Below are 24648 nucleotides of genomic sequence, written 5' to 3'. Positions count from 1 at the left end.
CCGAACTCATCTTGCCCGTCGGCCGGGTCGCCGCTCGTCCCCCGCATCGTCCGCTCCGCTCAGGCCTTCAACTTGTAGCCGAAGCCGCGGACCGTCTCGATCCGGTCCTGGCCGATCTTCGTGCGCAGCCGCTGCACATGGACGTCGACGACCCGGGTGTCACCGCCCCAGCCGTAGTCCCACACCCGCTCCAGAAGCCTGTCGCGCGACAGGACCGTACCGGGCGAGGACGAGAACTCCAGGAGCAGCCGCATCTCGGTGGGCGTCAGTGACACGGGGGCGCCGCCCCTGCGCACCTCCATGCCCTCCGTGTCGATCTCCAGTTCGCCGGAACCGGAGCCCGCGCCGAAGGTCAGCACACCGCCGCCGTGCTCGGCCGACGTACCGTCACTCCCGTCGGCGGAGCGCGACCCGCTCGCGTGTCCGAAGCGCCGCAGCACGGCCCGGATGCGTGCGACCAGCACGGCCCCGTCGAAGGGCTTGGTCACGTAGTCGTCGGCGCCCGCTTCCAGGCCCAGGACGACGTCGATGGAGTCGGCGCGGGCCGACAGCATGATCACGGGAACGGTCGACTCATCGCGGATCCGGCGGCACAGCGACACCCCGTCGAGGCCCGGCACCATCACGTCGAGGAGCGCGATGTCGGGCCGGTCCGCGCGGAACGCCTCCAGCCCCGACAGCCCGTCGGGCATGGCGGTGACCACGAAGCCGTCGCGTTCCAGAGCGAGTTGGGTGGCCTCGCGGATGACGTCGTCGTCCTCGACGAACAGGACATGGGTGTGCTCTGCCATCCGGGTGCTCTCGTTTTCTCGGTCGGTCGGTCGGTGAGCGTGTGTCGGTCAGTCGGTCGGTCGGTTGATCGGTCTGTCGATCGCTTGCGTGGTTGCGTGGTTGCGCGGTGCCGGACCACGGATGATCGCGCCGTGCGGGACTACTGAGCGGAGGGGGCCGCCGACTCGCCGCCCACCACCTTGCTGTAGTCGTTGTGCGTCCTGGCCCGCTCGGTGAAGCGGGTCGCCGTCCAGTGGTACGTGATCACTTCCTCGCCGGACGGATACGTCACCGAGTCGTCCTTCTCGTACACCTGCTGGGTGATCACCAGGTCGCCCCGGTCGATCTCCGCGTACACCGGGGGCTCCTCGGCGCGGAAGACGTTCTTGTACTCGTCGCCCTCCTCGCGGTACACGTACGAGCCGACGCCGACCGCGTCCCCGCAGGTCATCACGTTGATCACGACGTCGGTCGCGGAGCCGCCGGTGAGGTTGCCGTACGACACGTCGACCGGGTACTCGTCGCCGACGCACGGCTTCAGGTCGCGCTTGACCGCCGTACTGACGCCGGGGTCGGCCCTGACCAGACGTACCGCGTCCACCCGGTCGGGAGTGGCCGGGGTCGGGGCCGAGGCCGAGGCCGAGACGGAGGGGGCCGGGTCCGGGGTGCTCCCGGCGACCGAGTCGGACAGGGCCGGGCCCTCGTCCCGGGCGCCGGTGCCGCCCGTGGCGCAGGCGGACACGGAAAGGCCGAGGGCGGCGAGCACGACCGCTGCCGTGATCACCGCCTTGCGGACCCCACGGGCCCGCGGAGCCGCTGGGTCTAGGCCGCGCAACGCTCCCGCTCCTCACGCTCCGGCACGCGTACGCCGAGCTTGCCGTTCCGGTCGTTGTTCCGGCCGCTGTTTCCGTCGCTCATCACTTCGCTGTGCACATCGTTCTCGTCACGGGCCCGGCGCTCCAGCTCCTCGCGGAGCCGGGCGAGCGCCCGGTGCAGTGTGCTCTTGACCGTGCCGGCCGACATACCGAGGGCGGCGGCCGTCTCCTCCGTGGACATCTGCTCCCAGTGTCGCAGCACGACGACGCTGCGCTGCTTGGGAGCCAGCACCTTCAGGATGTCCATCAGGAGCGCGCGGTCCGCGTGCTGCTCGGTGGAGTCGTCCACGCTCGCGTCCGGCAGCTGCTCGGTGGGAACCTCCTCCAGCTTGCGGGCCCGCCACCACTCCGTACGCGTGTTGATCATGACGCGGCGCAGATAGGCGTCGGCGAGGCGCTTGTCCGCGATGCCGTCCCAGCGTCCGTACGTCCGCACCAGCGCGGTCTGCAGGAGGTCCTGGGCGTCGACGGGGTCGGGGACCAGGCGGCGTGCGCTGCGCAGCAACGCGTCCTGCCGAGTGCGTACGTACTCTTCGAACTCAAGCACCTCGCCGTGCGCCATTCCAACCGCCTCCGTCCCCGTTCCGGCCTGGGTGCTGCCGGCTGTCCGTTGCCTGCCGTACCGCTGGTCCGCGGTACGGCACTGAAGTTACGGAGCTGTTGTCACGGGGTTGTCCGAGCGAGCATGCGACGAGCGCTCGGCTGTCCATAGGTTGTGTAACGGAAGTAGGGCCTGGGTAAGACGAGGTGCCGACTGGAGCGGGTACGGGGCGTTTTGCCCGCCGCGGCTCTGTCACCGGGCTCGGTGGAGCCTGTGGGTCAGCTCTGCGGGAGCCGGTACAGACCGCCGGCGAGCGGTTCGACCAGTCCGTCGGCGACCAGTCCGTCCAGGGCGCGGGCCCGTTGCACCGGTTCGTCCCAGACACGGTCGAGGGCCGACCGGGGGACGGGGGTGACCGCCTCGCGCAGTACGGCGAGCAGCCGGCCGCGCACCTGCCGGTCCGTACCCGCGTAGGTCTGCCCGCGCCGCGGCGGTCCCTCGTACGCGGGTTTCCCGGCCAGCCGCCAGGTGCACAGGGCGGCGATCGGGCACCGTACGCACGTCTCGTTCTTCGCCGTGCAGACGACGGCGCCGAGCTCCATGGACGCGGCGGCCCAGAGCGCGGCCGTGCGCTCGTCGTCGGGCAGGAGCGTGCGGGCGAGCTTCCGTTCGGCGGCGGTCGTGGCGTTCGGCGGGTACTGGGCCCCGGTGACGGCCCGCGCGAACACACGCCGCACGTTCGTGTCCAGGACGGCGTGCCGCTGCCCGTACGCGAACGAGGCCACCGCCGCCGCCGTGTACTCGCCGATGCCTGGCAGCGCGAGCAGCTGCGCGTGCTCCGTGGGTACGTCGCCGTCGTGCCGCTCCGTTATGGCGACCGCGGCGCCGTGCAGGCGCAGGGCGCGGCGCGGGTAGCCGAGGCGGCCCCAGGCGCGGACGGCCTCGCCCGGCGTGTCCTCGGCGAGATCGGCGGGTCGCGGCCAGCGGGCCATCCACTGCTCGTACACCGGGAGCACGCGGCTCACCGGTGTCTGCTGCAGCATGAACTCGCTGACCATCACCCCCCACGGGCCCGCGTCGGGCCGCCGCCACGGGAGGTCGCGTGCGTTCTCCTCGAACCAGTCGATGACGGGGGCGTGCAGGTTGTCGCCGACGGTTTCGGGTGTGTCGGCCTGGGCGGGGATCGTGGGTTTCGTGGGCGCAGTCATGGCACGGCCGATTCTTTCACGCGGCGGCGCGTGTGGAGGTCTGGCCGGGGTGCGTCGTGTGTTGTCCGCAGGCCGGTGGGGGTTGGACGCGCCGTTCCCCGCGCCCCTGAACCGGTCCCCGGGGTCGTCCCGGGCTGATGATCGGAAAAAGTTGGGGCCGTTGACGGCGGGTGGGGACAGTGAACTCCCCGATCTCTCGTACAGTTTGCGCCGTGGGATCTCTGCGCAATCCGGTCGGGCCGCTTCCCTCCTCCATCTACTGGCGACGGAGGGCCATTCTGGCGTCCATGTTCGCCGTGATGGCCCTGTTGGTCACCTGGGTGGTGACCTCCGACGGCGGAGGCGGAGGCAAGAACGACGCCGACGGGTCCAACGGCAAGAACCCCACCGCGTCGATCACACCCGGCCCCTCGGACTCGGAGTCCGCGATCAGCCAAGCCCCGGGCGGGCGCGACGAGTCGGGCGACGGCGGCTCCGAAGGTTCGGGAGGCTCCGGGGGTTCGGGTTCGGGAGGGTCGGAGGGCTCCGGCGGGTCGGGCGATTCCGGTGCGGGCGGGGCCGGTTCGGGTTCCGGCTCCGGCTCCGGCGGTGGCGGCGGGGACGACGGCGAGGGTGGCGGTGGCTCGGGTGACACGGTTCCGGCCGGGTCCAGCCTCCCCAACTGCACCCCCGGCTCGGTCAAGTTGACGCTGCGCAGCGTCCACAACTCCTACACGCCCGACGAGAAGCCCGCCTTCGAGCTGATCGCGAAGAACTCCTCAAGCAGCGACTGCAAGCTCGATCTCGGTCCGAAGAGCGCGGTCCTGACGATCACTCAGGCGAAGAGCGACGACGAGATCTGGTCCTCGGCCGACTGCCCGGCGGGTGCCGCGAGCGTCCTGTTCCGCATCCCGGCGAACGACCAGGTCATCCGCACGGTCGAATGGAACCGTAAGGCGAGCGCGCCGCAGTGCGCGACCCCGCCGGCCCTCTCGGCCACCTCCGGCACGTACTTGGTCGAAGCGAAGCCCGCCGGCCTCCCCAAGTCCCAGACGTCCTTCGTCCTGAAGAAGGACTGACACCGACCCGCCCGCGCCGCCGCCCCGGGTCGCCCGGGCTCAGCTTTCGGGTGCGGTCCCCGTGAGCACTGGGCGCGCAGTTCCCCGCGCCCCCAAGCCGGCGGGGCGCGGGGCAGCGACGTTCACACGCCGACCCCGCGTCCCTGAGTCAGCGGGGCGCGAGGCAAGGAGGTTCACACGCCGACCCCGTGCCCTTTGCCTTTAGGGGCGCGGGGAACTGCGCACCCAGCCCCCACCGGCCCGCGCCCAAAAAGCGGAGCCGCCCCCCGGCCGCCGAGGGCCACGCCAAACCGCCGGACGGCTACACGTACCGCTCAAGAATCGACGACTCCGCCAACCGCGAAAGCCCCTCCCGCACGCTCCGCGCCCGCGCCTCCCCGACCCCGTCCACGGTCTGCAGATCATCCACACTCGCCGCGAGCAACTTCTGCAGCCCGCCGAAGTGCTCGACCAGCCGGTCGATGATCGCGCCGGGCAGCCGCGGCACCTTCGCCAACAGCCGGAACCCGCGCGGCGACACCGCGGAGTCGAGCGCCTCGGGCGACCCGGTGTAACCCAACCCCCGCGCCACGGTGGGCATTTCGAGCAGTTCGGCATGAGTGAGCGCATTGAGCTCGAAGAGCGCCTCGTCCACCGTGCGGGAACGCTTCGCGGTCGGTTCGGGCACATAGTCCCGCACGACGAGCGACCGCTCGGGCTCGACCCCGGCGATCAGCTCGTCCAGCTGGAGGGAGAGCAACCGCCCGTCCGTACCCAGCTCCACCACGTACTCGGCGATCTCTGTGGCGATCCGGCGCACCATCTCCAGGCGCTGGGCCACCGCCGACACGTCCCGGACGGTGACCAGGTCCTCGATCTCCAGCGCGGACAGCGTGCCCGCGACCTCGTCGAGCCGCAGCTTGTACCGCTCCAGCGTGGCCAGCGCCTGGTTGGCGCGGGAGAGGATCGCGGCCGAGTCCTCCAGGACCCGCCGCTGCCCGTCCACGTACAGCGCGATCAGGCGCATGGACTGGGAGACGGAGACGACGGGGAAGCCGACCTGCTTGCTCACCCGGTCCGCCGTGCGGTGCCGCGTGCCCGTCTCCTCGGTGGGAATGGTCGGGTCGGGGACCAGCTGCACGCCGGCCCGCAGGATCTTGGTGATGTCCTTGTCGACGATGATGCCGCCGTCGAGCTTGCACAGCTCGCGCAGCCGCGTCGCGGTGAACTCGACGTCCAGCACGAATCCGCCGCTGCACATGGCCTCGACGGTCTTGTCCCAGCCGAGCACGATGAGCCCGCCGGTGTTGCCGCGGAGGATGCGCTCCAGGCCGTCACGCAGCCCTGTGCCGGGTGCCACAGCGCTGAGAGCCGTGCGCATCAGGCCATCGGTGCCGGAACTCCCGCCGGACTTGCCGGGAACTGCTGCCCGGTCGTTGGCTGCCACTGCACTCCTCCGGTCGCAGGCTGATGAGGGCGCCCTCGGTTCGTACGGACGGGCGAGACCTGGGCAAAGTCTACCGGCGCTCTTCCTCGTCCCGTGGGGCGTCTCTCCGACGCGACCTCGGGAGGACCCGCAGCGCGTCTCCCATGTCGGCGACTTCCAGGACCTTCATACCGGCAGGGATCTTGCCCGGGTCGCTCGGAACAAGAGCGTGGGTGAAGCCGAGACGGTGGGCCTCGGCGAGTCTGCGCTGGACGCCCGTGACCCGTCTGACCTCGCCCGCGAGCCCCACTTCACCGATCGCGACGAGGTTCTGCGGGAGCGGGGTGTCGCTCGCCGCGCTGGCCAGCGCGAGCGCGATAGCGAGGTCCGCGGCGGGCTCGGACAGTTTCACGCCACCGACCGTCGCGGTGTAGATGTCCCGCTTTCCGAGGGCGCTGATCCGGCCGCGCTGCTCCAGGACGGCGAGCATCATCTGGACCCTGGAGGTCTCCAGGCCGGACGTCGTACGCCGCGGAGTGGGGATCTGGGTGTCCACGGTGAGCGCCTGCACCTCGGCCACCAGCGGGCGGCGGCCTTCGAGGGTGACGGTCAGACAGGTGCCGGGGACGGGCTCGGCCCGGCGGGTGAGGAACAGGCCGGAGGGGTCGGTGAGCCCGGTGATCCCCTCGTCGTGCAGCTCGAAGCAGCCGACCTCGTCCGTGGTGCCGTACCGGTTCTTGACGCCTCGTACGAGTCGGAGGCGCGCGTGCCGGTCGCCCTCGAAGCTCAGGACGACGTCCACGAGGTGCTCCAGGAGACGCGGTCCCGCGATGGCGCCGTCCTTGGTGACATGGCCGACCAGGAGGGTGGCCATGCCGCGCTCCTTGGAGACGCGGATCAGGGCCGCGGCCACCTCGCGGACCTGCGACATGCCTCCGGGGGCCCCGTCGATCTCCGGAGAGGCCACCGTCTGTACGGAGTCGACGATGAGCAGGGACGGCTTCACCGCGTCCAGGTGGCCGAGGACCGCCGACAGGTCGGTCTCCGCAGCCAGGAAGAGGTTGTCGTCGATCGCCTTGATGCGGTCGGCGCGCATCCGGACCTGGCTCGCCGACTCCTCACCCGTGATGTAGAGCGTGCGGTGCTCGTCGCTCGCCGCCTTGGCCGCCACGTCCAGCAGCAGCGTCGACTTCCCGACGCCCGGCTCGCCCGCCACGAGCACCACCGCGCCCGGTACGAGGCCGCCGCCGAGCACGCGGTCCAGTTCGGGCACACCGGTCGAGCGGGCGGTCGCCTGACGGGCGTCGACCTCGCCGATGGGCAGCGCGTTCGTGGTGACGCGGCCGGGGGCCGTCGTACGCACCGCGGGCGCGCCGTACTCCTCGACCGTCCCCCAGGCCTGGCACTCGGAGCAGCGGCCGAGCCACTTGGCCGTCTGCCAGCCGCACTCGGTGCAGCGGTAGGACGGCCGGTCCTTCGCGGTCTTCGTACGGGCAGCCATGACACGAACCGTAACCGCCGCCACTGACAGAGCGGTGACGGCCCGTTCGACACCCGCTGTCGATAACAGGGCACCCTTCGCAAACCGGCTGCTTTTCATGGGCGGTGCGACAGGGACACGACACGGAGTACGGGGCTCCTGCCCTCGTTTGAGGGATCGTTTCACCCGTATGGATTAAATGTGCTCAAGCAGGGAGAAGGGCCCACCGCAAGGCACCTACGGTCGCACGGGTGATGAGCAGCAGTCCCGAGACCTCGACCCGCACCACCGGCGCACACCGGGCGCACCGCGAGGCGCGCGACCGGGCCGCGGCGCGCACGGTGGCGCAGTGCCCGCCGACCCGCTACGAGCCTTACCTGGACGGCCTGTTCACCTACTGCCTGTCCGTGCTGTGCGACCACGACACGGCGACCGCCGCCCTCGGGGACGCCCTCGCACTCGCCGAGCGCCGCGGCCATCGGGGCCGCGAGACGCCCGACGACCGCAGGGCCTGGCTGTACGCGCTCGCCCGCTGGTCCTGTCTGCGCAAGCTCGCCGAGGCCAGGCAGAAGCGTCACGGCGCCCATGCGTCGGGTCGTTCCGCGGGTCGTTCCGCGGGTCGTTCCGCGGGCCGTACGGCCGGTTCGGAGGGCCGTTCCGCGGGCGGTACCGCCGGTTCGGACGGCCGTTCCTCCGGCCCGCACGCGGCGGATCGGACGAACTCGCGCGCGGAGGGCGGCCCGGCCGGCCCTCATACGGAGGCCCGAGCCGAGAGCGCCCATGCCGCCGCCCGCGGCACCTCGTCCGCGGGCCCGGGGCGCACCGGCGGCCGGGCCGGTGACCGCCTCGGCGAGCGTGTCGGCGGGCGGATCGGTGACCGCCCCGGTGACGGCGTCGGCGACCGCGTCGGCGAGCGCGTCGGTGAACGGGGCGGTGAACGCGTCGGTGAGCGGGGCGGAGATCCGAGCGCCGGCCTCCTCGCCGACGCCGAGAAGGACCGCCGCCGTCGCGAACTCGCCCTGCTGGCCTGGCCGGAGGCCGCCGGTACGACGCCCGAGCAGCGTGAGGCGCTCGAACTCGCCGTGCGCCACCAGCTCGCCGCGCACGAGGTCGCCGCCGTCCTCGGCACCGACCCGGTGGCCGCCCGTGAGCTCCTCGCGGCGGGCGCCTGCGAGATCGAGCGCACGCGCGCGGCCCTGGCCGTCGTCGAGACCGGTACCTGCCCGGGTGTGACCCGGCTCACGGGCGACAACCACCTCGTCCTCGGCGCGGCCCTGCGCCGCGAACTGGTGCGGCACGTCGACGACTGTCCGCGCTGCCGCCGGACCGCCGAGCGCGCGGGCCCCGGCTCCTGGCCCGGCACCAGCGTCACGCCCGCCGCGCTGCCCGTACTCGAAGCCCCGCGCGCGGCTCTCCACAAGGCGATGACGCGTCTCCCGCGCGCGCGGGGCGGCGGTCCGCGCTTCGACCGGCGGGGTTTTCCGATGGACCCCAAGGACCACGCGGCCCGTCGTGACCGGCTGCGCGCGCGTGCCGTCACCACCACGGTCGTCGCCACCGTCGTGGCGGCCCCCGTGCTCGCCCTGTGGGCGGCCTACCGGGGGGCGCCCCTCATCGGCGAGGGCTCCGACGGCCGGCCGGTCACCGCGAACGAGGCGCAGGACCCGGAGGAACTCGGCGGCAAGGCACCCGGCTACGAGAACGCGGGCAACGCCAGGACGCGGTCCGGCTCCCGCTTCACCCCGCGCAGCGGCTCGTCCGATGTCTCCGTGGAAGTCGTCAGCGTGGCCCCGGGGCAGCAGGGCGGGCTCTCCGTCGCGGCGCGTTCCCACGGTGACACGACACTGATCACCCTCACCGCGACCGGCGGTTCAGCGGTCCGCTGGTCGGCGCGGACCGGGGCGTCCTGGCTCTACCTGAGCCAGTCGTCGGGGACGCTGGAACCGGGGGAGACGCTGACGATCAAGGTGTACGTCGATCATCTGCGTGAGCCGATCGGGGCGTGGAGCGCGCGGGTGGCGGTCGGGCCGGCGGGGGCGGTGGTCACGATCGGCGGTTACGGGACCGCGGGGCCCACGCAGCCGGGGCCGCGGCCGGATCCGTCCGCGCCGAGCGAGCCCGGGCCGTCGGACCCTGGACCGGGGCCCGGTCCAGGTCCCGGGCCTGGGCCTGGGCCTGGGCCGTCGGATCCGGGGCCCGGTCCTGAGCCGACGCCGTCCGGGCCGGGGCCGTCCGATCCCGGGCCTGGGCCGACGCCCGGTGGGCCGGAGCCGTCGGACCCGGAGCCGGAGCCTCCGCCGGGTTCCTCCGAAGGTTCCGCGCCGGCGACCGGTGGGCCTGTTGGCGGCGCCGCTGGTGGCAGTGGTGAGCCGAGCCCGTCGGGGAGTTGAGCGCTTCCGCGGGCGGGTGGGACTTCGGCTGCGAGTCCGTCGTGGCCGGTCGCGCGGTTCCCCGCGCCCTTTTCGGGGCGCGGGTGCTCATCCGAGGCGGGGTGGGTCCGCCGGGTGGGGGGCCAGGAGGGGGAGCTGGGCGGACAGGCGTTGCTCGCACAGTTCCACCAGGCGGTCGTAGCCCGACTTGCCCATCAGTTCGATCAGTTCCGGGCGGTACGAGACATAGACCGCGTCCCCCGCGCCGTGGGCGGACGTCGCCGACGTGCACCACCAGTGCAGGTCGTGCCCGCCCGGACCCCACCCGCGCCGGTCGTACTCGCCGATCGAGACCTGCAGCACCCGCGTGTCGTCGGGCCGGTCGATCCACTCGTACGTCCGCCGCACCGGCAGCTGCCAGCAGACGTCCGGCTTGGTCTCCAGGGGCTCGCGGCCCTCCTTGACAGCCAGGATGTGCAGCGAACAGCCCATGCCACCGGCGAAACCGGGACGGTTCTGGAAGATGCAGGACCCCTGGTACGGGCGCGTCTGCCGGTCCCCGTCCTCGTCCTGCGCGACCCAGCCGGTCGCGGTCCCCACGTCGTGGTGCTGCCAGATCTCCGGCGTGAGCCTCGCCACATGACCGGCCACGCGCTTCTCGTCGTCCTCGTCCGAGAAGTGGGCCCCCAGCGTGCAGCATCCGTCGTCCGCGCGGCCCGCCTGGATCCCCTGGCAGCCACTTCCGAAGATGCAGTTCCAGCGAGAGGTCAGCCAAGTCAGATCGCAGCGGAAGACCTGCTCGTCGTCGGCCGGATCGGGGAACTCCACCCACGCACGCGCGAAGTCGAGCCCCTTCTCGTCGCCCTTCGGGGCCTTCGGAGTCTTCGGGGCCTTCGGGGTCTTCGGAGGCTTTCCGGGCTTCACCAGAAGCGAGTCGTCTGCGGACGCTGTGGAGGAACCCGTGGCCGATTTGTCGCTCTTCGCCTTTTTCGTCTTTGGCACCCGTCCAGAGTAAGTCGCTCACGACCACTCTGGGGACGGCCGAGCGGCCCGGGCGCAGTAGCGTGCCGTACATGAGACTCGGTGTCCTGGACGTGGGTTCGAACACAGTGCACCTGCTGGTGGTGGATGCACACCCCGGCGCGCGCCCGCTGCCCGCGCATTCACACAAGGCGGAGCTACGGCTCGCCCAACTTCTGGACAGCAGCGGCGCGATCGACTCCGAAGGCGTCGACAAACTGGTCGCCGTCATCCAGGAGGCGCTGGAGGCCGCCGAGGACAAGGGCGTCGAGGATCTGCTGCCGTTCGCGACCTCCGCGGTGCGTGAGGCCAGCAACGCCGACGAGGTGCTGGCCCGGGTGCGCGAGGAGACCGGTGTGGAGCTCCAGGTCCTCACCGGCGCGGAGGAGGCCCGGCTCACCTTCCTCGCCGCCCGCCGCTGGTTCGGCTGGTCGGCCGGGAAACTGCTCGTCCTCGACATCGGCGGCGGCTCGCTGGAGATCGCGTACGGGATGGACGAGGAGCCCGACGCGGCTGCCTCGCTGCCGCTGGGCGCGGGCCGGCTGACCGCGGGCTGGCTGCCGACCGACCCGGCGGACCCGGCGGACATAAAGGCCCTGCGCCGCCATGTGCGGGCCCAGATCGCCCGTACGGTCGGGGAGTTCAGCCGGTTCGGCGCCCCCGACCACGTGGTCGCCACCTCCAAGACCTTCAAGCAGCTCGCCCGGCTCGCCGGCGCCGCCCGCTCGGTCGACGGCCTGTACGTCCAGCGCGAGCTCAAGCGCCGGTCCCTGGAGGACTGGGTCCCGCGCCTGGCCTCCATGACGACCGCCGAACGCGCGGAACTCCCCGGAGTCTCCGAGGGCCGCGCCGGCCAGCTCCTCGCCGGCGCGATAGTGGCCGAGGGTGCGATGGACCTCTTCGGAGTGGAAACAGTGGACATCTGCCCCTGGGCACTCCGAGAGGGCGTAATCCTCCGCTCCCTGGACCAAATGCCCCGCACATGACACACCCCGCTCCACCCCACCCCGCAAGGGGCGCGGGGAACGGCGCGGGCAACCCTCACGGCCGGTCACCTGTCATACGAGGCCGGCCCCCACCCCGTAAGGGGCGCGGGGAACGGCGCGGGCAACCCTCACGGTCGGTCACCTGTCATACGAGGCCGGCCCCCACCCCGTAAGGGGCGCGGGGAACGGCGCGGGCAACCCTCACGGCCGGTCACCTGTCATACGAGGACGGCCCCCACCCCGTAAGGGGCGCGGGGAGCGGCGCGGGCGACCCTCACGGCCGGTCACCTGTCATACGAGGCCGGCCTCCACCCCGTAAGGGGCGCGGGGAACGGCGCGGGCAACCCTCACGGCCGGTCACCTGTCATACGAGGCCGGCCCCCACTCCGCAAGGGGCGCGGGGAACGGCGCGGCAAGCCCCCATCCGACCGGTCACGACTCCGCCCACGCCACCCAGCACACCCCCACCCCGCACAGGCAGCCCCCGGCCAAACGACCCCGCCCCCCGACACCCGACGAACCCACCCCGTAACCTGTCCCCGTGGCAGAACCAGTCGTGCGCATCCCGGATGCGAAGGTCGCCCTGTCCACGGCCTCCGTCTATCCGGAGTCGACAGCGACGGCCTTCGAGATCGCCGCACGCCTCGGCTACGACGGCGTCGAGGTCATGGTGTGGACGGACCCGGTCAGCCAGGACATCGAAGCCCTGCGCCGCCTCAGCGACTACCACCGCATCCCGATCCTCGCCGTACACGCCCCCTGCCTGCTCATCACCCAGCGAGTCTGGTCCACCGACCCGTGGATCAAACTCCAGCGCGCCCGGGCGGCAGCCGAGAAGCTCGGGGCGAGCACGGTCGTCGTACATCCCCCGTTCCGCTGGCAGCGCCAGTACTCCCGCGACTTCGTCACCGGAATCTGGCAGATGGCCAACGAGACGGACGTACGATTCGCCGTCGAGAACATGTACCCCTGGCGCTACCGCGATCGCGAGATGCTCGCGTACGCACCCGACTGGGACGTGACGAAGGACGACTACCGGCACTTCACGATCGATCTGAGCCACACCGCGACGGCCCGCACGGACGCGCTCCAGATGATCGACCGCATGAGCGACCGCCTCGGCCACGTCCACCTCGCCGACGGCAGCGGCTCCATCAAGGACGAGCATCTGGTCCCGGGCCGCGGCACCCAGCCCTGCGCCGAGCTGCTCGAACGGCTCGCCCTGTCCGGCTACGACGGCCATGTCGTCATCGAGGTCAACACCCGCCGGGCCATGTCGAGCGCCGAGCGCGAGGCCGACCTGGCGGAAGCCCTCGCCTTCACCCGCCTCCACCTGGCCTCGGCGGTCCGGGTCCCGCGTTCATGACCGCCGCGGCACCGCGCCGGCGTGGACGCCCCTCCCGTACGGACTCGCAGGACGTCCCCGCGGCCCGCGACCGCATCCTGGCCGCGGCCCGCGAGGAGTTCGCGGAACGGGGCTTCGAGAAGACCTCCATGCGCGCCATCGCGAAGGCGGCGGACGTGGACTCGGCGCTCGTACACCACTACTTCGGTACGAAGGAGCAGGTTTTCGAGGCGTCCATCGAGGTCGCCATCGGACCCCTCCTGAGCGCTCCCGGCTCGATCGGCGAAGGCCCCCTCGACGGCGTGGGCGAGCGGCTGGCCCGCTTCTTCTTCGGCGTCTGGGAGAACCCGGCCACCCGCAAGGCCCTGCTCGCGATCGTCCGCTCCGCCGTGAACAACGAGACCGCGGCAGGGGTCTTCCGCCGTCTGATCTCCACCCAGCTGCTGCGCCGCGTCGCCCTCCAGCTGGACCTCCCGGACGCCGAACTGCGCGCGGAACTGGCCGCCGCGCAACTCGTGGGAATCGCGATGCTGCGTTACGTGATCAAGGTGGAACCCCTGGCCTCCGCGGACCCGGAACAGATCATCAAGCGGGTCTCCCCGGCGATCCAGTCCCACCTGACAGCCCCGTGAGCGCGGCGCGCCTCTTCGACGGGCGCCCAGCAGGGGCGCCCGTCAGGGGCGCGGGGAACTGCGCGACCAGCCACGTGCGACCCGCACCCGAAACCTCCACGCCCAGCGCCCCGCCCCCGAACCGCAGTGCGCGCCCAGCGCCCCGCAGTCGAGAGCCGAAACCCGAGACAGCAATCCCGCATACCGGACACCATGTCCGAACGGTGGATGCCCGGCGTACGCTCGACAGCAGTCAACACTCTCCGAAGGAGCGAGCGGCCATGCCCGAGCTGAGGTCCCGCACAGTCACCCACGGACGCAACATGGCGGGCGCCCGCGCCCTTATGCGCGCCTCCGGTGTACCGGGCGCGGACATCGGCCGCAAGCCGATCATCGCGGTCGCCAACTCCTTCACGGAGTTCGTGCCCGGCCACACCCACCTCCAGCCGGTCGGCCGGATCGTGAGCGAGGCCATCACGGCCGCGGGCGGCATCCCGCGCGAGTTCAACACGATCGCCGTCGACGACGGCATCGCGATGGGCCACGGAGGCATGCTCTACAGCCTCCCCTCCCGCGACCTGATCGCGGACAGCGTGGAGTACATGGTGGAGGCCCACTGCGCCGACGCCCTGATCTGCATCTCGAACTGCGACAAGATCACGCCCGGCATGCTCATGGCCGCCCTGCGCCTGAACATCCCGACGGTCTTCGTCTCCGGCGGCCCCATGGAGTCCGGCCGCGCCACGCTGGTCGACGGCTCGGTCCGTACGCTCGACCTGGTCGACGCGATCTCCGACGCCGTGAACGACAAGATCTCGGACGAGGACATCCTCCGTATCGAGGAGAACGCCTGTCCGACCTGCGGTTCGTGTTCCGGCATGTTCACGGCCAACTCCATGAACTGCCTGACCGAGGCCATCGGCCTCTCCCTCCCCGGCAACGGCTCGGTCCTCGCCACGCACACGGCCCGCAAGGGCCTGTACGAGGACGCGGCCCGCACGGTGATGGACGTCACCCGCCGCTACTACGAGCAGGACGACGAGTCGGTCCTGCCGCGCAACGTCGCCACGCTCGCGGCCTTCGAGAACGCCATGGCCCTCGACATCGCCATGGGCGGCTCGACCAACACGATCCTGCACCTGCTGGCCGCCGCCGAGGAGGCGGGCGTCCCGTTCGGCCTGGACGAGATCAACGCGGTCTCGCGCCGCGTGCCGTGCCTCGCCAAGGTCGCCCCGAACGTGGCGAACGGCCGGACGTACTACATGGAGGACGTGCACCGGGCCGGCGGCATCCCCGCCCTGCTCGGCGAACTCCACCGCGCGGGCCTCCTGAACGAGGACGTGCACTCGGTGCACAGCCCGTCCCTCGCCGACTGGCTGAAGACCTGGGACGTCCGCGGCGGCTCCCCCTCCCCGAAGGCCGTGGAGCTGTGGTACGCGGCGCCCGGCGGTGTCCGCTCCTCCACGGCATTCTCCCAGTCCGAGCGCTGGGCGGCCCTCGACGAGGACGCGGAGGGCGGCTGCATCCACTCGGCGGAGCACGCGTACTCCAAGGACGGCGGCCTCGCGGTCCTGAAGGGCAACCTCGCCGTCGACGGCTGTGTCGTGAAGACCGCCGGCGTGGACGAGTCGATCTGGACCTTCGAGGGCCCGGCGGTCGTCTGCGAGTCGCAGGAGGAGGCCGTCGACAAGATCCTCAAGAAACAGGTCACGCACGGCGACGTCGTCGTCATCCGCTACGAGGGCCCCAAGGGCGGCCCCGGCATGCAGGAGATGCTCTACCCGACGTCGTTCCTGAAGGGCCGCGGCCTCGGCAAGACCTGCGCCCTGGTCACCGACGGCCGCTTCTCCGGCGGCACCTCGGGCCTGTCCATCGGCCACGCGTCGCCCGAGGCGGCGTCCGGCGGCACGATCGCCCTCGTCAGGGACGGCGACCGCATCCGCATCGACATCCCGAACCGCAGCATCGATCTCCTGGTCGGCGACGAGGAACTGGCCGAGCGCCGCGAGGCACTCAAAGGCGTGTACGCCCCGGTCGCCCGCGAGCGCAAGGTCTCGGCCGCCCTGCGCGCGTACGCCGCGATGGCGACCAGCGCGGACAGGGGAGCCGTCCGGGACGTCTCCCTGCTCGGCTAGCCCGACCTGGCCCGACGCACTCCCCAGTTCTCCCAGCGCACCCGAACCCGCCCGGTCCTCACCACCGGGCGGGTTCGCTGTTCACCGGACCGGCCCGCCGTCCTTGTGGCTCAGGCTCACCAGTCGGCGGGCCTGCGGGCGTCCACGGCGAAGACGCTGCCGTCGGGCGCGCTCGCGTAGACCCGGTCGCCCACGACCATGGGTGCGAGCACCTCGGCCACGACCCGTTCGCCGTCGTCGCCGAGCCGCGTAGGAGTCTGGCCCACGAGCCTGCCGGTGCGGACGTCGGCCGCGAGCAGCCGGCCGTCAGGGGCGCTGACGTACACGTTCCGGTCGTCGGCGGTCGGCGCCGAGGCCCTGCTGACCGAGGTCTCACGACGCCAGCGCTGTGTGCCGGCCTCGATGTCGACGGCCACCAGCGCACCTCCCGCGGCCAGTAGATAGACCGCGTCGCCGTGCAGAGCGGCCGTGGCGGACGGAAGCGGGAGGTCGAGCGGAATCCGTTCTTCCGATTCGCTGCCCGGCGTGTAGCCGACGATGCTCCGCGTCTCCTGGGTCGCGTTCTCGGCGGTGAGCCAGAGAGTGCCCTTCCGCGTGCCGACCGGAGTGAGCAGCCCGTCGAGGCGGTGGCGCCAGCGCACGTCCCCGGTCCGTGGATCCACCGCGATCACCTGCGTGCCCGTACCGTCGGACGTCAGCGTCGTCGCGTACGCGAGTTCGCCGCCGAAGTACGCGAAGGCGGGCTGGGCCCCGCCGGCCGGGCGGCCGTGCCAGAGCCGCTCCCCGGTCTTCCCGTCGATGCCGGTGACCGTGCCGTCGCCCGCGGTCAGCAGAACGGTGTCGCCCGCGTACTGCGCACCACCCCCGTACACCGAGGTGTTCAGCTTCCAGCTAGTCCTGCCCGTGTCGGGGTCGAGCGCGACCAACTGCCCGCCGGCCGCGGTGACCGCGTGCACGAGGCCCCCGGACAGGACGGGCGCGGAGACCGAACCGTCCTCCCCGGTCTTCACCGAGCGAGTCCACCGCGCCTTTCCGTCCCGCGGGCCGAGGGCGCCGGCGAGCACACCGGGACCGGCACAGAGCAGGGCCCCACCGCCGTACGTGCACTTGGCCATGCCCTCCCGGCCCGTGCCCACTTTCGTGGCCCACGGCCGGAACGCCGCACCGGCGGACTCACGTGCGCCACCCGATGCGGAGCCCGGCCGCCCTCCGGAACCGTCGTCGCCCGGCAGGCCGGCCAGCAGCGCACCGCCGACCGCGAGCGCGACCACGCCACCGAGCGCGACGGCGAGAACGCCCCGGTGCCGGGAACGTACCGAGGACGAACCCGCACCTGTACCCGAATCCGGGTCGTGGGACCCGGCATCGCCGCCGCCGGCCCGGCGGCTTCCGCCGTCGTCGGACCCCGCCGGCATCCGCCGCTTGCCGCGCACGTGGGTCGTACGGTCGCGGGAGCCAGCCACGGCTTCCGCCGACCCCGCGGCCGATGCCCCCGATGCTTCCCCCAATGCCTCCGCCGATGCCGTCCCCGCCTCCGCCGTGCGCTGCGCCGGGATGAACGCCTGCGTGTCGTAGAGGGACGAGACATGCCGCAGTTCGGCCATGAGCTCGTCGGGTGTCGGCCGTTCGTCGGGTTCCTTGGCGAGGCAACGGGCGATCAGCGGAGCCAGGTCGCCGGGGACGTCCGTCAGATCAGGTTCGTCATGCACGACCTGGTAGGCCACGACATAGGGGCTGTCGGAGTCGAAGGGCCCGCGCCCGGTCGCGGCGTGCACCAGCACGGACCCGAGCGCGAAGATGTCGGCGGCCGGTCCCACCTCGCGCGGGCGGCGGAACTGCTCGGGGGCCATGAAGGGCGGAGTGCCGATCAACTTGCCGGTCTCCGTGCGCAGTTCGCTGTCCGACGGCCGCGAGATACCGAAGTCGATGACCTTGGGGCCGTCCTCGGCGAGGAGGACGTTGCTCGGCTTGAGGTCGCGGTGCACCACACCGGCACGATGGATGTCGCGCAACGCCTCGGCGAGCCCGGCCATCACCTGACGCAACTGCGCGGACGACAACGAACCGTTCCGCTTCACATGCTCCGCGAGCGTGGGTCCCGGTATGAACAGGGTGGCCATCCAGGGCCGGTCCGCCTCGGGGTCGGCGTCCACGACCGGCGCGGTGAACGCACCGCTGACCCGCCGTGCGGCCGCCACCTCCTGCTTGAAACGCCCTCTGAACTCGGGGTCCCTGGCGAACTCGACGTTGATGACCTTCACCGCGAGCCGCAGCCCCGACGCCGAGCGGGCCAGATGGACCACGCCCATGCCGCCCGAGCCGAGGTGTGACTCAAGGCGGTACTGCCCTGCGTACTCGGGTAGTTCCGCTTCGGCATCCGATCCGGCGATGCGTTTTGGCGGCATCGTCCACCCCCGTGAATTGCGTACGCACGCGCGACGCACGGAGCCTAGTCGATGGTTCGTACGAGACCCACGCGGCTTGCTAGCCTCCGCGTGCACAAAACAAAGACAGCGTTTCGAGACACCACATTCGAGACAACGCGTGCACCACATCCAACGGGGAGACATACATGGCTGTTGAAGAAGTAAGAGAAGCCGAAGCGGTCGAAGCGGCCGGAACGGCCGGAACGGCTGAAACGGCCGAAGTGGCTGTGGAGACGGCGAGCGCCGAGGCAGCCGCGGCGGTCGCGGCACAGGCGCTCTACTCGATCGCACCCGGCTACACCCTGAACGTCCGCAGCGGCCCCGGCACCCAGTACCGCCTGATCCGCACGCTGGCGCCGGGCTCCAGGGTCCCGATCTTCTGCCAGCGCCCGGGGGAGACGATCAGCGGTCCCTACGGGACGACGAAGATCTGGGACAACATCGAGGTCGGGGAGTACGTCTCCGACGCGTACGTGCGCACGGGAAGCGACGGGTACGTGGCATCGCGCTGCGCCTGACGCCTGTGCGAAGTATCGCCTCGGCCCGCGGGTCGGTGGGCCGAGGCGATAATCAAGCCGTGAGCGACAAACCACACACCATCTCCGCGGGCCCCCGCCCCGAACCGATCCGCTTCTTCGCGGTGACCTGGGTGGATCACGACGGCGGCTACGCGGCCCGCCGCGCGGCCGTGACCGTCGGCTCGCTCGTCGCGATCGCGGCCGGCTGCCTGGTCCTGCGCTTCGCGTACGAGGGACTGGAGATCGCGGCCGTGGGCGGCTTCGTCACCGCCCTGGTCGCGGTCATGTTCGCCGTCTGCAGCGCGGTGGCGTTCCGCCACACCTGGGCGGGCTATACGAGACGTCCGGCCCCGGACAGCCAGTCCGCGCTGCGGGGTCTGCTGGCCATCGGCTTCGTCGGCACCCTCACCGCGTACTTCCTCCGCTCACTGACGGAGGCCCCGGGCGAAAGCCTCCACCGCGCCGAGTACGAGGCGGCGCCCCGCCGCAAGCGCAACTAGGGCCCGCATTCATCTGGGGCCCCGGTGGGGGTTGCCCGCGCAGTTCCCCGCGCCCCTGAAGAACGGCGCTGCGCCCCGCCCGCAAGGGCGCGCGGGTAACGGCGCGAACGACCCCGGCCGGACCCGCACCCGACAACGGGCTCGGGCGCAGCCCCGCTTCTTTTGGGGGCGCGGGGAACTGCGCGAACGGCCCCCACCGGGCCCGCCCGCACGCGACGACGGGGCTGGGACGCAGCCCCGCCCGCAAAAGGGCGCAAGGAACGGCGCGCCCAGCCACGATGTACCCATGACCCCCAAGACCCCTAAATCCCCCTCCCACCCCAACTACGCCCTCTCCTTCAACACCGCCGCAGCCCAGTACGCGGCAAGCCGCCCCACCTACCCCCCGGCCCTCTTCGACGCGATCGAGCAAGCGGCCGCCCGCCCGCTCAGGGGCGCCCGCGTCGCGGACGTGGGCGCCGGTACGGGCATAGCCACCGCACTCCTCCTCGCCCGCGGCGCCGAGGTGGTCGCGGTGGAACCCGGCGACGGGATGGCGTCCCAGTTCCGCCGCTCCCTCCCTGGCACCCCCGTCGTCCGGGGCGACGGCGACGCCCTGCCCCTCGCCACCGCCTCCGTCGACTTCCTCACCTATGCCCAGTCCTGGCACTGGACGGACCCGTCCCGCTCCCTCCCCGAAGCCATGCGCGTACTGCGCCCCTCCGGCGCCCTGACCCTCTGGTGGAACAACCCCGCCCTCGACGTCCCCTGGCAGGTGGAGCAGAACCGGCGCGTGGAGCGGTTCATCGGCGGTGACGTCGCCGAGAAGCGCGGCTCAGGCCGCCGGGCCCGTAAGGAGGACGTCTTCGCCCACGCTCCGTACCTGCCCGTCTGCACCCGCCATGAGATCCGCTGGAGCCGAACCGTCCCCCTGGACACCCACCTGGCCAACATCAGCAGTTACTCGGTCTTCCTGGTCCTGGGAGAAGAAGCGACGGCCGCCTTCTTCGCCGAGGAGCGCGCACACCTCCTGCAGGCATTTCCCGACGGCCAGGTGGAGGAGAGCTACGAGGTCGTCCTGATCGTCATCCGGGCCGCTTGACGAGGTCCGCACCCAGGCGCATTATTCATCACATGATGAATAACGCGTCCGGCGCCCCTGCCCCCGCGCCACCACCCCCCGACCACCCGGCGGTCCACGCCGCCGACCTCACCGTCGCCCGAGGCCCCCGCAAGGTCCTGCGCGGACTGGACTTCGACATCCCCCGCGGCCGGATCACCGGTCTGCTCGGCCCCTCCGGATGCGGCAAGTCCACCCTGATGAGGTCGATCGCAGGCACCCAGGCCAAGGTCGCCGGCACCCTGGACGTCCTCGGCCTCCCCGCGGGCCACGCAGCCCTCCGCTCCCGGATCGGTTACGTCACCCAAGCCCCCTCCGTCTACGACGACCTGACCGTCCGCCAGAACCTGGACTACTTCGCCGCGATCCTCGACCCCGGCCGCGCCGCCGCCGACCGCCGCCACGAGAACGTCGAGCACGCCATCGCCGACGTGGACCTCGCCTCCCACGCCGACGCCCTCGCGGGCAACCTCTCCGGCGGCCAGCGCAGCCGCGTCTCCCTCGCCGTGGCCCTCCTCGGCACCCCGGAGCTCCTCGTCCTCGACGAACCCACGGTCGGCCTCGACCCCGTACTCCGCCGCGACCTGTGGCAGCTCTTCCACACCATCGCCGACCGGGGCGCCACCCTCCTCGTCTCCTCCCACGTCATGGACGAGGCCGAGCGCTGCCACCACCTGCTCCTGATGCGCGAGGGCGAGATCCTCGCCGGGGGCGCCTCCCGTGCGGAGGCCGGGGGAGACACCCCGGACGCCCTGCGCACCCGGACCGGCACCGACACCGTCGAGGCGGCCTTCCTCCACCTGGTCGACGAGGCGATCGCAGCCGCCGCCGGCAACCAGCCCAGCCAGTCCCGCGAGGAGCCCGCCCGATGAACACGACCACCGCCCCACGCACCAGCTCGCCCACGCCTCCCCAGCCGCGCGCGATCAACCTCGCCCGCACCACCGCCACCGCGACCCGGGTCCTGCGCCAACTCCGCCACGACCCGCGCACGATCGCGCTGATGCTCCTCATCCCGTGCCTGATGCTTCTGCTGCTCCGCTACGTCTTCGACGGCAGCCCGCGCACCTTCGACTCCATCGGCGCCTCGCTGCTCGGCATCTTCCCCCTCATCACGATGTTCCTGGTGACCTCCATCGCCACCCTCCGCGAACGCACCTCAGGCACCCTGGAACGCCTCCTCGCCATGCCCCTCGGCAAGGGCGACCTCATCGCCGGCTACGCCCTCGCCTTCGGGGCGGTCGCCGTCGTCCAGTCCCTCCTCGCCACCGGTCTCGCCGTCTGGGCCCTCGGCCTCGACGTCACCGGCTCGGCCTGGCTGCTCCTCCTCGTCGCCCTCCTCGACGCCCTGCTCGGCACCGCCCTCGGCCTCTTCGTCTCGGCGTTCGCGTCCTCCGAGTTCCAGGCCGTCCAGTTCATGCCGGCCGTGATCTTTCCCCAGCTCCTCCTCTGCGGCCTGTTCACCCCGCGCTCCGACATGCACCCCGTACTCGAAGGCATCTCCGACGTCCTCCCCATGTCGTACGCCGTCGACGGCATGAACGAAGTCCTGAAGCACGCCGACGTCACCACCGCGTTCGTCCGCGACGCCCTGATCGTCGCGGCCTGCGCCCTCCTCGTACTGACCCTCGGCGCGGCGACCCTCCGCCGCCGCACCCCCTGACCCCGGACACCCCGACCCCGGGCCCGACCGCGTCCCGACCGCGTCCCGCCCAGCGGACAGCGCGGGCCGGCCCCGTGCCCCGGTGCGAGGATGGGCCCCGGACGACGCACCCCCGGAGGGCAACCGAACATGACCCAGAAAGTCGCAGTGCTCGGCACCGGCAAGATCGGCGAGGCCCTGCTGAGCGGAATGATCCGAGCGGGCTGGGCGCCCACCGACCTCCTGGTCACCGCCCGCCGCCCGGAGCGCGCCAGGGAACTGCAGGAGCGCCACGGCGTCACCGCTGTCACCAACCAGGAGGCCGCCAAGACGGCGGACACGCTGATCCTCACGGTCAAGCCCCAGGACATGGGGACTCTCCTCGACGAACTCGCCGCGCACGTCCCCGCCGACCGCCTGGTCATCAGCGGCGCCGCGGGCATCCCCACCGCCTTCTTCGAGGAGCGCCTCGTTCAGAACACCCCGGTCGTCCGGGTCATGACGAACACCCCCGCCCTCGTGGACGAGGCCATGTCCGTCATCTCCGCCGGCAGCCACGCCACCGCCGAGCACCTCGCCCACGCCGAAGAGATCTTCGGCGCCGTCGGCAAGACGCTCCGCGTGCCCGAGTCCCAGCAGGACGCCTGCACCGCCCTCTCCGGCTCCGGTCCGGCGTACTTCTTCTACCTGGTCGAGGCCATGACCGACGCGGGCATCCTGCTCGGCCTGCCCCGCGACAAGGCACACGACCTCATCGTCCAGTCCGCGATCGGCGCCGCCGTGATGCTCCGCGACAGCGGCGAGCACCCCGTGAAGCTCCGCGAGAACGTCACGTCTCCCGCGGGCACCACGATCAACGCCATCCGCGAACTGGAGAACCACGGTGTACGGGCCGCCCTCATCGCGGCCCTCGAAGCAGCCCGCGACCGCAGCCGCGCACTGGCCTCCGGCAACAGCTAGTACGACAGCTGCGCGTGTTCATCCTCCTTAGCTTCCGGGCAGTGTGACCGGTTCTTCAGGGTCGGGGTGAACGCCCGCTCCCGCGTTTGCCCCGGTTTCGTGGGTATCCGACGACCGCCCAGGAGGCGGTCATGCGTGAGCACTGCGCGCACGTTCGGTATGTGTGGAACCTCGCCGTCGAACAGCACTCACACTGGAAACCGGGCCGCAGGATCGCGCCCGGCTTCGCTGAGCAGTGCCGCCAGCTGACCGAGGCCCGACGTGAGGACGAGTGGCTCGGTGCCGGAAACGCGGATGTGCAGCAGCAGGCCCTGAAGGACTTCGCCAAGGCCAGCAACGCCCGCTTCACCTCCGGCTTCGGTGAGCCGACCTGGCGTAAGAAGTTCCGGCATGAGGGCTTCCGGGTTATCGGTACCGACCGCGTACCGGAGTTCGGGGCGGACGGGGCGCCGAGGCTGAACGCCAAGGGCAAGCAGGTCATGGGCCGGTCCGTGGTGGTGCGGAAGCTCAGCCGCCGGTGGGCTCAGGTCAAGGTACCCGGCTGCGGATGGGTCCGCTTTCGCCTCACCCGTCTGCGGCTCCCTGCCGCGAGGACGTTCCGGGTCACCTTCCGCAACGGGCAGTGGAACATCGCGTTCGCGGTCGTCCCCGAACCGATCGCCGCACCCGGTACCGGTTAGGTCATCGGCATCGAGCGGGGCGCGAAGATCACCGCCGCCCTGTCGGCCGGGCGGAAACTGAACTGCCCCCAGGTGGCCAGGCTCAAGGCGCGGGAAGCTGACCGGCGCAAGGACTGGTGCGAGAAGACCAGCACCATGCTCGCCCGTACCTGCGACCTGGTGCGGTTCGAGAAGCTGAACATCAAGAACATGACCGCCTCCGCGAAGGGGACGATCGAGCAGCCCGGCAAACGCGTGAAGCAGAAAACCAGGCTCAACCGGGCCATCCTCGCCCAGGGCTGGAGCCTGCTCAGGCAGCGCACGGAGCATAAGGCGCCTGGCCGGGTCGAGGACGTTCCGGCCCCCTACACCTCTCTGCGGTGCAGTGCCTGCGGATGGATCGAAAAGAACTCGCGCAAGAGCCAAGCCCCCCGGGATCGTGCTCCACGGTCAGCGCGTGCAGGTCGACGACACAGAACAGCGCGTCGGCCTCGTGCTGGTCGAGGCCGCCACCACCGCCGGCCGGCGCTCCAGGAAGGAGATACGGAAACGGCCGCCGAGGAGGCGGCCGTTGAGTACACGCGTATGTACGGCCGCCGTCAGGCGGCCCACCACAGCTGGGTGCACGCATGCGTAGTGATGACACCGAGAGTACGCCTCAGGGGTGGTCCCCGTACCCGAGTTGACACACCCCTGCCCGCTACGTAGTGTTCTCCGAGTTGTCCGACGTGAGCGCCGACTCCGGTTGGTCCCCGGACAACCATTCCGCAACAAGCACACAGCGATCGACGATCCGTCGTCGGCTCGTTTTGACGCGTGTTTGCGAAATGAGGAATCCACGTTCGAGGGGGCGCGACCCCGATTAGCTCGGGGGCCGGGATTCCGCTAAAGTCTCACTCGTCGGAACGGCCCAACAGCCGGGAAGGCAACCCCCACTTCGACTGAGAATCGGGCCTGAAAGGGTCTGGTAGAGTCGGACTCGCCGGAAAGGGAAACGCGAAAGCGAAAACCTGGAAAGCACCGAGGAAATCGGAACCGGA

At 71.5% G+C, this 24648-nt stretch carries 22 protein-coding genes; 13 read left to right on the top strand and 9 right to left on the bottom strand.

Annotated features, from left to right (window positions below):
• Positions 1–59 precede the first annotated feature (59 nt).
• From cseB to ACIOKD_RS29600, 4 genes are all read right to left on the bottom strand, one after another.
• Positions 60–791, bottom strand: coding sequence for a two-component system response regulator CseB (gene cseB / locus ACIOKD_RS29615; RefSeq protein ID WP_402090061.1), 732 nt, complete (start codon positions 789–791; stop codon positions 60–62).
• A 140-nt stretch (positions 792–931) separates the two neighbouring features.
• Positions 932–1606: a hypothetical protein gene (locus tag ACIOKD_RS29610; RefSeq protein ID WP_402090059.1), complete on the bottom strand. Its 675-nt coding sequence runs from the start codon at positions 1604–1606 to the stop codon at positions 932–934.
• On the bottom strand, positions 1594–2208 hold the full coding sequence (locus tag ACIOKD_RS29605) for a SigE family RNA polymerase sigma factor (RefSeq protein ID WP_402090057.1): 615 nt from the start codon (positions 2206–2208) through the stop codon (positions 1594–1596). The genes ACIOKD_RS29610 and ACIOKD_RS29605 overlap by 13 nt, the downstream gene beginning before the upstream one ends.
• 257 nt (positions 2209–2465) lie before the next feature.
• On the bottom strand, positions 2466–3395 hold the full coding sequence (locus ACIOKD_RS29600) for an A/G-specific adenine glycosylase (RefSeq protein WP_402090055.1): 930 nt from the start codon (positions 3393–3395) through the stop codon (positions 2466–2468).
• Positions 3396–3607: 212 nt separating this feature from the next.
• Between ACIOKD_RS29600 and ACIOKD_RS29595 the strand changes: the two genes are divergently transcribed.
• Positions 3608–4453, top strand: a complete 846-nt coding sequence (locus tag ACIOKD_RS29595) for a hypothetical protein (RefSeq protein WP_402090053.1) — start codon at positions 3608–3610, stop codon at positions 4451–4453.
• Between the two features lie 301 nt (positions 4454–4754).
• On the opposite strand, the gene disA is transcribed toward ACIOKD_RS29595, so the two are convergent.
• Positions 4755–5879 (bottom strand): DNA integrity scanning diadenylate cyclase DisA, encoded by a 1125-nt coding sequence (gene disA / locus ACIOKD_RS29590; protein ID WP_402090051.1) that lies wholly within the window; start codon positions 5877–5879, stop codon positions 4755–4757.
• A 70-nt stretch (positions 5880–5949) separates the two neighbouring features.
• Entirely contained in the window at positions 5950–7359 is a 1410-nt protein-coding gene (gene radA, locus ACIOKD_RS29585) for a DNA repair protein RadA (RefSeq protein WP_402090049.1), read from the bottom strand.
• Positions 7360–7592: 233 nt separating this feature from the next.
• Between radA and ACIOKD_RS29580 the strand changes: the two genes are divergently transcribed.
• The gene (locus ACIOKD_RS29580; RefSeq protein WP_402090047.1) at positions 7593–9728 is read left to right on the top strand and encodes a hypothetical protein; all 2136 of its coding nucleotides are present in this window, start codon (positions 7593–7595) and stop codon (positions 9726–9728) included.
• Between the two features lie 87 nt (positions 9729–9815).
• Here the strand turns inward: ACIOKD_RS29580 and ACIOKD_RS29575 are convergent, their stop codons facing one another.
• Complete coding sequence (locus tag ACIOKD_RS29575) at positions 9816–10709, bottom strand: hypothetical protein (protein ID WP_402090045.1); 894 nt, start codon at positions 10707–10709, stop codon at positions 9816–9818.
• A 71-nt stretch (positions 10710–10780) separates the two neighbouring features.
• Between ACIOKD_RS29575 and ACIOKD_RS29570 the strand changes: the two genes are divergently transcribed.
• From ACIOKD_RS29570 to ilvD, 4 genes are all read left to right on the top strand, one after another.
• Positions 10781–11713 carry a Ppx/GppA family phosphatase gene (locus ACIOKD_RS29570; protein ID WP_402090043.1) on the top strand — a complete coding sequence of 311 codons (933 nt, stop codon included), beginning with the start codon at positions 10781–10783 and terminating at the stop codon, positions 11711–11713.
• A gap of 541 nt (positions 11714–12254) precedes the next feature.
• Positions 12255–13079, top strand: a complete 825-nt coding sequence (locus tag ACIOKD_RS29565; protein WP_402090041.1) for a sugar phosphate isomerase/epimerase family protein — start codon at positions 12255–12257, stop codon at positions 13077–13079.
• Positions 13076–13690, top strand: a complete 615-nt coding sequence (locus ACIOKD_RS29560; RefSeq protein WP_402090039.1) for a TetR family transcriptional regulator — start codon at positions 13076–13078, stop codon at positions 13688–13690. The genes ACIOKD_RS29565 and ACIOKD_RS29560 overlap by 4 nt, the downstream gene beginning before the upstream one ends.
• Positions 13691–13950: 260 nt before the next feature.
• A complete protein-coding gene (gene ilvD, locus ACIOKD_RS29555) occupies positions 13951–15804 on the top strand; it encodes a dihydroxy-acid dehydratase (protein WP_402090037.1) in 1854 nt (617 codons plus the stop codon).
• Positions 15805–15920: 116 nt separating this feature from the next.
• Here ilvD and ACIOKD_RS29550 read toward each other — a convergent pair whose 3' ends face one another.
• Positions 15921–18209, bottom strand: a complete 2289-nt coding sequence (locus ACIOKD_RS29550; protein ID WP_402090035.1) for a serine/threonine-protein kinase — start codon at positions 18207–18209, stop codon at positions 15921–15923.
• A gap of 167 nt (positions 18210–18376) precedes the next feature.
• Between ACIOKD_RS29550 and ACIOKD_RS29545 the strand changes: the two genes are divergently transcribed.
• From ACIOKD_RS29545 to ACIOKD_RS29515, 7 genes are all read left to right on the top strand, one after another.
• The gene (locus tag ACIOKD_RS29545) at positions 18377–18748 is read left to right on the top strand and encodes an SH3 domain-containing protein (RefSeq protein ID WP_402090033.1); all 372 of its coding nucleotides are present in this window, start codon (positions 18377–18379) and stop codon (positions 18746–18748) included.
• A 59-nt stretch (positions 18749–18807) separates the two neighbouring features.
• Complete coding sequence (locus ACIOKD_RS29540; protein WP_402090031.1) at positions 18808–19248, top strand: EamA/RhaT family transporter; 441 nt, start codon at positions 18808–18810, stop codon at positions 19246–19248.
• A gap of 286 nt (positions 19249–19534) precedes the next feature.
• Entirely contained in the window at positions 19535–20329 is a 795-nt protein-coding gene (locus ACIOKD_RS29535; protein WP_402090029.1) for a class I SAM-dependent methyltransferase, read from the top strand.
• A 32-nt stretch (positions 20330–20361) separates the two neighbouring features.
• The gene (locus ACIOKD_RS29530) at positions 20362–21219 is read left to right on the top strand and encodes an ABC transporter ATP-binding protein (RefSeq protein ID WP_402090027.1); all 858 of its coding nucleotides are present in this window, start codon (positions 20362–20364) and stop codon (positions 21217–21219) included.
• On the top strand, positions 21216–22010 hold the full coding sequence (locus ACIOKD_RS29525; protein ID WP_402090025.1) for an ABC transporter permease: 795 nt from the start codon (positions 21216–21218) through the stop codon (positions 22008–22010). The genes ACIOKD_RS29530 and ACIOKD_RS29525 overlap by 4 nt, the downstream gene beginning before the upstream one ends.
• Positions 22011–22139: 129 nt before the next feature.
• Complete coding sequence (gene proC, locus ACIOKD_RS29520) at positions 22140–22949, top strand: pyrroline-5-carboxylate reductase (RefSeq protein ID WP_402090023.1); 810 nt, start codon at positions 22140–22142, stop codon at positions 22947–22949.
• A 131-nt stretch (positions 22950–23080) separates the two neighbouring features.
• Entirely contained in the window at positions 23081–23629 is a 549-nt protein-coding gene (locus ACIOKD_RS29515; RefSeq protein ID WP_402090021.1) for a hypothetical protein, read from the top strand.
• On the opposite strand, the gene ACIOKD_RS29510 is transcribed toward ACIOKD_RS29515, so the two are convergent.
• Positions 23626–23820, bottom strand: coding sequence for a hypothetical protein (locus ACIOKD_RS29510; RefSeq protein ID WP_402090019.1), 195 nt, complete (start codon positions 23818–23820; stop codon positions 23626–23628). The two genes, ACIOKD_RS29515 and ACIOKD_RS29510, sit on opposite strands and share 4 nt — an antisense overlap.
• Positions 23821–24648 lie beyond the last annotated feature (828 nt).

Origin of the sequence: Streptomyces sp. NPDC087844 (assembly GCF_044742785.1) — a bacterium.
GTDB lineage: Bacteria > Actinomycetota > Actinomycetes > Streptomycetales > Streptomycetaceae > Streptomyces.
The sequence above is the reverse complement of the archived record's forward strand: the minus strand, read 5'-3'. Positions and strand labels throughout refer to the sequence as shown.